Genomic DNA, 6592 nt, shown 5'->3' with positions numbered 1-6592 from the left:
GTTCGTTGGGTAGCCCTCAAGTCCGACGCACACCACTCTGAGCCCTGTTGGATCGGCCAGATTGACCGGGTCGCTTTTGACATAGCTGTACCAGTTCATGCCGTCGGTGTAACCGATGGGATCGGTCTGCAAGAACCGCCCTAAGGTCGGTGAGTAGATCCGCGCCTTGTAATACCACAGGCCCACTTCGGGCACCCAAGCCTGCCCGGTGTAGCCGAACCGCCCGATATTCCCCGGCGCAGGGATCCCATATTCGTCGTAAGCGTTGACGCCGACCGTCGCCCCCGCGCTGTCGGTGACGCTGACGATGCTGCCGCGTTCGTCCGCTATCAGGAACCTTCGCGTTGCGGTGCTGATCGTGCTGCCTTCGTACCAGACGATCGGGTTGTCGGTGCCGGGGCCGTGCACATAACGGCGCTGCAGCGCGTTCGACCCATTATACTCCGCGATCAGGTTGACCCCGTCATATTGCAGGCGCGTCGTGGTGGGGGATTTCTCCGTCTCGTAGAGCCGCCCGAGCGGATCATAGGCCAGCGCCATACCGCCGGGACCGGACTTCAGCAGATTCTCGGCGGTGTAGGTGTAGGCGTTCGCCCCGTCGCCGGTGAGATTACCACGCGCGTCGTAAGCGAACGGCGTGCCGCCCGCGCTCGCGAACCGGTTGAGTCCGTCCGCGACATAGGCGCGGTCGACATTATAGTGCGCCTTCCAAGCATAGGTGTCGTTGCTCCGCGTCGCGCTCACGATCTGCCCCGCCGGATTATATATGAAGCTCAGCGACAGGTCGTGCACCGTCGCGCTGCCGCCGAGGTTGTTGGTCAGCGTCTGGAGCCGCGATACCGCGTCATAGGCAAAACCCTGCACGCTCCCGTTGCCGAACGTCACGCTCGTCCGGCGGCCCAGATTATCATAGGCATAAGAAGCTAGTACCCCCACCCCAGTCGTCGCCCCATTCTCCCGGATCTTCGTAACATTGCCGGTGACGTCATAATCATAAGCCAGCGTCAGCCCGCTACCCGGATACACCATGCTTGTCCGCCGGCCCGCCGCGTCATAGCCGTAGCTCAGCGTCCCCAGCGGCCCCGTCTGCGTCAGGTTGCGACCCAGTGGGTCGTGAGTGAACCCCAACGTCTGCGTGCCTTGCGTGACCCCGGTTGCGCGGTTCAGCAAGTCATAGGCATAGATGATGTCGGGCTCGGTTCCCGGCAGGTCCTTCTTCGTCTGTCGGTTCAGATTGTCGTAGCTGTAGATGATGCTCGTCCCGTCACGGAGGCGGCGGTTCGTCACATTGCCATTCGCGTCATAGGTTAGCTGCTCATAGTCCGACGCATTGGCTGCGTTTGTGCCCTTGGTGGTCGCCGGATATTCGGTCTTCACCAGCCGGTCGAACCCGTCATAGCTATAGTCGGTGCGATTATTCTCCGCATCGATCACATAATCGGCCTGGCCATTGGCGGTATAGGCCTTCGTCACTTCATCCGCCGCGTTCACCGTGCCGACCGCCGCTTGGGTCTTAGTCACCCGCCCTGCTGGATCATAGATTGTTTTCGTGACCCGGTCGGGACCGAAGCCTCCCGCCGTCCCCCCTGTGCAGGCCGACGCTGGCAAACTGCCGCCCGAAAGTACGCCCGCCGCCCCGATATTTGGATAGATCGCCTTGTTCATCCGAATCGCTGCGCAAAGTGGGCGACCGACGCTGTCATAGCCGATCTGCTGCACCGCCTCGACCGTTCCCGTTCCCGCCGAGGCTTCGGTTATCTTGCGTCCCACAGTGTCATAGGCCGTCGCCTGCTTCCGCTGCGCCGCAAACCCCGGCCAAGCACTATCCGCCGCACTGGCGACATTGCCGGTCTCAGTCAGCGTCACCTGGCCGTCGAGATTATAGGTCGGCCGGGATGCGGCCGGCAGGCGCAGGCCCGTGCCGTCGGGATCGGGTCCGATGATCCCCGTCACCTGTCGCGCCAGATTGTAACGCCGGGTGACCCGGTCGGCTGGTCCGGCCAAGGGACCGTCGACGGTCAGGACATTGCCGATGATATCATAGGTTCGCTTCGTCTCGGACAGGATCGTGCCCGTCCCCGTCTTGATCGTCACCGATATCGGCAGCGTGTTGTTGGCTCCCGATCCTTCGGTGCCCGTTCCTTCATAACCCTCGCGTTCGGTATAGGCGCTCGCATAGCCGATTTGCGTGATTACCTCATCGGTCGTCCCCGCGCAGCTCGCCAGCGTCTGGCAGGTGGACGTAGCGGTCAGCACCGGCGGCGTCACAACCGATTCGCCGAGCGTCCCGCCATAATTGTAGAAATATTTCTTCTTCTCGTAGGTGTAGCGTGTCTGTGCCCGCGGCGCCCCCGGCGCCGCCGCGGGCGAGGTGATCGCCGTCGGCTGGGCGAAGATGTCATAGCTGTAATTGGTGACATTCCCCTTGGGGTCGGTAAGCGCCGAGGGGCGGTAGCAGGCGACCGCCGGGCGATAGCCCGTGCCGCAATCGGTGCTGAACGTCGCCGTGGTGGTCAGCGCCGTGCCGCCGACCGATGGTTTGGGATTGCGCGTCGCCTGCGTGACGTTGCCGCGAATGTCGTAGGTGTAGGCGGCGTTGTTTCCCTCGGGATAGGCGATCGAGGTGACCCGGTCCATGCTGTCATAGCCATAGGTGACCGTGCGTCCGACCTCGTCGGTCGCCGACGACACGGGACCGCCCTTCTTGGAGCGGCGGACATAGCGCTTGCCGCCTGCCGGGTCGGTGATCGTCGTGATCGACGCTGCTGCCGTACTGCTCGCCGAATAGGCATATTGCCACGTCGCCAGCCCGTTCGAAAAGGAGAGGACGCGATTTTCGCTATCATAGGTCAGCGTCGATGTCCGGCCCGCAGGCGTCACGACCTTCGTCATATTGCCGTTCGTGTCGAACGTATATTTCCATTGCCGCCCGATCGGGTCGGTCATCGTCTGGGTGACATTCTTCGGGCGGAGGTAAGAGGCGGTGCGCCAGTCGATCGTCGACGGTGTCCCGTCGTAGAGCCCCGGGGTCGATATGTTCAGCGTCAGCTGGGGCCGGTTGACCGGCCCGAAGCTCATATTGGCCAGGATGAAGTTGACCGAGGCCTCGTAAAATTCATCCTGCGAGAAGAGGAAATAGCCGTTGGACGACATGTTCACGATATAGCCGCCGTCATAGCTGCTGCTCGCCGATGACGGCACATAGGCCGTGCTGTAGCTGCCGTCGCGTTCTGCCTTCAGATAGGGATACATATAGATATTGCTGTACGCCCGATAGAAAGCGGCGTCGCTGGCCCGCTCGACAGTATTGGTGTCCTCGTCGATCCGGGTGAAATCGGACGAGAGAAAATAGATCGCCTTCCCCTCGCGCGACATGAAGCGGCATTCGGCTGGCATGATCGTGCGGTTGCCATATTCGCCCATCGGATAATGGCACACCAGCTTGCCGCCGACATTGGGCTTGATCTGCAGGAATTCGAGGACCACCGTGCCGCGGCTGATCGTATAGGTGTCGCCCGGCCGCGGCGTCGTGATCCGTGTGCCGAGCTCGGCGAACACCGCGGTTTCGCCGTCGAAGGTCACCGTATAGCTGCTTCCATCGCCCGGCGCGCTCATCCAGATCGACGGCACAGGCGCGATCCACGCCTTGCCGTTCCAGTTGAACGCATACTCCAGCGCGCCTGCACCCTCGCCCATCGACAGGCCTGGCGAGCGGATGTTGAATGCGCCGCTCAGCGTATCGACCCCGTTGGCGTCGACCGACTGAAAGGACGGCGGCGCAAGCGACGGGACACTCGGCCCCGAACCGATCGGACCGCCCGCCATCAAGGCCGGTGGCGGAGCGGCCGATGCGCCTTTCGCCACCCGCGCGCTTTGACGGGGCTGACCGACCGAGACTTCCTGCGGGTCCGGCATCGCCGAGGGTGCAACCGGTGGCGCGCTTTCAAGCTGCAGGCCTTGGAGTGTGGAGGTGCGAACTGGAGGATTGCTTTCCTCCGTCTGCGGCGCCGGCGTTTCCTGCGCATAAGCCGGGACCGCAATGCCGCTCGCTAAAATCGTCCCGATGAAAAGCTGTGTATATCTGGCCCGATCGATTGCCCGCTTCGATTTCATACAGCTTCCCCCCCGACTTCGCTCTCACTTCATGTCCTTCGACCGAGGTGGTCAGGGCGGCGGATTTGGGGAGTTTGTTGTCTTCAGCCGCGTTCGGTTATCGGCTTTGTCGTGCGTATATTCGACGGTGACATTGTTGTTCACCGTGCCTGTGCGCACGACCTTCACCAGTCGGCCTTTGGCATCGTAGCTGTAGGTTATGGTTTCCGCAGCGACCACATGCGGCGCTCCGCCGAGCAGCACCAGTCCCGCCAGAACGACCCGCATCATCCGATCCCCTCATTGATCGCCCGTGCCGACAGGCAACCAGCGACTCGTCCGTTTTCAACAGGATATCGAGCAGATCGTCATCATATGAACATTGTTGTCAATTGCAATTTTATCTGGCGCGTATGGCCGAACTCGAGCGCGAGCGGGAGGAACTCACCACGCGGCTTGCTGCGGCGCCACAGAATGTTCCCGATGTGCATCCCGGCATGGCCGAAATCTGCAAGAGCAAGGCGGCGCGACTGGTTGAGGCGCTGGAATATTCGAAGATGCGACTCGATGCCGCAAAGGATATTCGCTGACCGCCACTCCAGACATCGTCAATGAGGCCCGAAACCCGATGCCAGCCGTGCTATAATGCCGGTGGCCTCGGGTTCGCGGGACTGACGAAATTCGGGATGGAAGCGTTGATCAGAAATCGAGCGGGCCGTCCAGTTCCTTCACCTGCCAGGGCAGGCCATGCTTGTTCAGCATGTCCATGAAAGGATCGGGATCCATCTGTTCCATGTTGAATACGCCGGTACCGCTCCACGTGCCGGTCACCATCATCGCGGCGCCGATCATCGCGGGAACGCCGGTGGTGTAGCTCACCGCCTGGTTGCCCGTTTCGGCGAATGCCTCTTCGTGATCGCAGATATTGTAGAGATAGAGCGTCTTTTCCTTGCCGTCCTTGCCGAGTCCGGTCGCGATGACGCCGATGTTGGTCTTGCCCCTGGTCGTCTCGCCGAGGCTCGACGGTTCGGGCAGCACGGCTTTCAGGAACTGCAGCGGGACGATCTCGCGGCCTTCGTAGATGACGGGATCGATCCGCGTCATGCCGACATTCTGCAGCACGGTGAGGTGCGTGATATAGGCTTCGCCAAAGGTCATCCAGAAACGGATGCGCTTGATCTCGGGCAGGTGCGTCTTCAGGCTTTCGATCTCCTCATGATACATGAGGTACATCGTCTTTTCGCCGACGGCTTCGAAGTCGAACTTCTGCTTCACCGACATCGGCGGGGTTTCGACCCAGTCGCCATTTTCCCAGTGGCGCGCGACCGCGGTGACTTCGCGGATGTTGATCTCGGGATTGAAGTTGGTCGCGAAATGCTGGCCGTGATCGCCGCCGTTGCAGTCGAGGATGTCGAGCGTGTCGATGCGGTCGAAATGATGCTTTTTGAGCCAGGTCGTGAAGACGCTCGTCACACCGGGATCGAAGCCCGAGCCGAGCAGCGCCATCAGCCCAGCGTCCTTGAAGCGGTCCTGATACGCCCACTGCCAGTGATATTCGAACTTCGCCTCGTCGCGCGGTTCGTAGTTCGCGGTGTCGAGATAATGCGCGCCGGTCGACAGGCACGCCTCCATAATCGTGAGGTCCTGATAGGGAAGCGCGAGGTTCACGACGTGCGTCGCGCCGATCGAGCGGATCAGCGCGGCGGTCGCGTCGATATGGTCGGCGTCGACCTCGGCTGTGGCGATCGTGACCCCGGTGCGTTCCTTTACCGATTCGGCGATCGCATCGCATTTGAACTTGCGGCGGCTCGCCAGCGTGATGTCGGGAAAGATGTCGGGGTTCATCGCCATCTTGTGCACCGCGACCGAACCGACGCCGCCTGCGCCGATCACCAGAACCTTGCTCATCGAAAAATCTCCTGCCGGCAACCTATGCGGCTTGTCTTGTATGCCCGGCCCTATAGGACGAAGCCATGACACAGCAAAGCCCCGATCCCCTCCTCAATCCCAACCGCGCGCCGACGCTGGCCGGTGTCGAACGCGCCGCCGCCAAAGTCGCCGAACTGCTGCCGCTGACGCCGTTGCTGCCGCTGGACATCGGCGGCACGACGATCTGGTGCAAGGCCGAATGCCTGCAGCCGGTTGGCGCTTTCAAGATTCGCGGCGCGTGGCACCGCCTGACCGACCTGACGCCCGAACAGGCGGCGGCGGGCGTGGTCGGCGTATCGAGCGGCAATCATGCGCAGGGCGTCGCCTGGGCGGCGAGGCGGTTGGGCATTGCCGCAACGATCGTAATGCCGAGCAACGCGCCGCAGATGAAGCTCGCCGCGACACGCGCGCTCGGTGCCGACGTCGTTCTTTACGACAGGGTCACCGAATCGCGCGATGCGGTGGCGGCGAAGCTGCTCGACGAACGCGGCGGGACACTCGTCCACGCTTATGGCGATCCGTGGATTATCGAGGGGCAGGGCAGTGCCGGGATCGAGGCCCGCGCGCAGCT

Annotated in this window: 5 protein-coding genes; 2 read left to right on the top strand and 3 right to left on the bottom strand. The window is 62.2% G+C overall.

Annotation, left to right across the window (positions count from 1 at the left end):
- Both VGD20_RS03030 and VGD20_RS03025 read right to left on the bottom strand, forming a co-directional pair.
- On the bottom strand, window positions 1-3825 hold a 3825-nt coding region (locus VGD20_RS03030), incomplete at its 3' end, for an RHS repeat-associated core domain-containing protein (RefSeq protein WP_331133033.1).
- A 339-nt stretch (window positions 3826-4164) separates the two neighbouring features.
- Window positions 4165-4383, bottom strand: a complete 219-nt coding sequence (locus tag VGD20_RS03025; RefSeq protein WP_331133032.1) for a hypothetical protein — start codon at window positions 4381-4383, stop codon at window positions 4165-4167.
- Between the two features lie 101 nt (window positions 4384-4484).
- Here VGD20_RS03025 and VGD20_RS03020 point away from each other — a divergent pair, with 101 nt between their 5' ends.
- Window positions 4485-4682 carry a hypothetical protein gene (locus tag VGD20_RS03020; protein WP_331133031.1) on the top strand — a complete coding sequence of 66 codons (198 nt, stop codon included), beginning with the start codon at window positions 4485-4487 and terminating at the stop codon, window positions 4680-4682.
- Window positions 4683-4791: 109 nt separating this feature from the next.
- Here VGD20_RS03020 and VGD20_RS03015 read toward each other — a convergent pair whose 3' ends face one another.
- A complete protein-coding gene (locus VGD20_RS03015) occupies window positions 4792-6000 on the bottom strand; it encodes a saccharopine dehydrogenase family protein (RefSeq protein WP_331133030.1) in 1209 nt (402 codons plus the stop codon).
- 65 nt (window positions 6001-6065) lie between these two features.
- Here VGD20_RS03015 and VGD20_RS03010 point away from each other — a divergent pair.
- Window positions 6066-6592: threonine ammonia-lyase (locus VGD20_RS03010; protein ID WP_331133029.1), on the top strand; the 527-nt coding region annotated here is incomplete at its 3' end.

Origin of the sequence: Sphingopyxis sp., from assembly GCF_036402335.1 — a bacterium.
GTDB lineage: Bacteria > Pseudomonadota > Alphaproteobacteria > Sphingomonadales > Sphingomonadaceae > Sphingopyxis.
This window is presented reverse-complemented; position numbering and strand designations above follow the sequence as displayed.

Excerpts from the sequence above, each read along its gene's own strand:
- VGD20_RS03025 (WP_331133032.1), bottom strand. The coding sequence starts at position 4,383 with ATGATGCGGGTCGTTCTGGCGGGACTGGTGCTGCTCGGCGGAGCGCCG.
- VGD20_RS03015 (WP_331133030.1), bottom strand. The coding sequence starts at position 6,000 with ATGAGCAAGGTTCTGGTGATCGGCGCAGGCGGCGTCGGTTCGGTCGCG.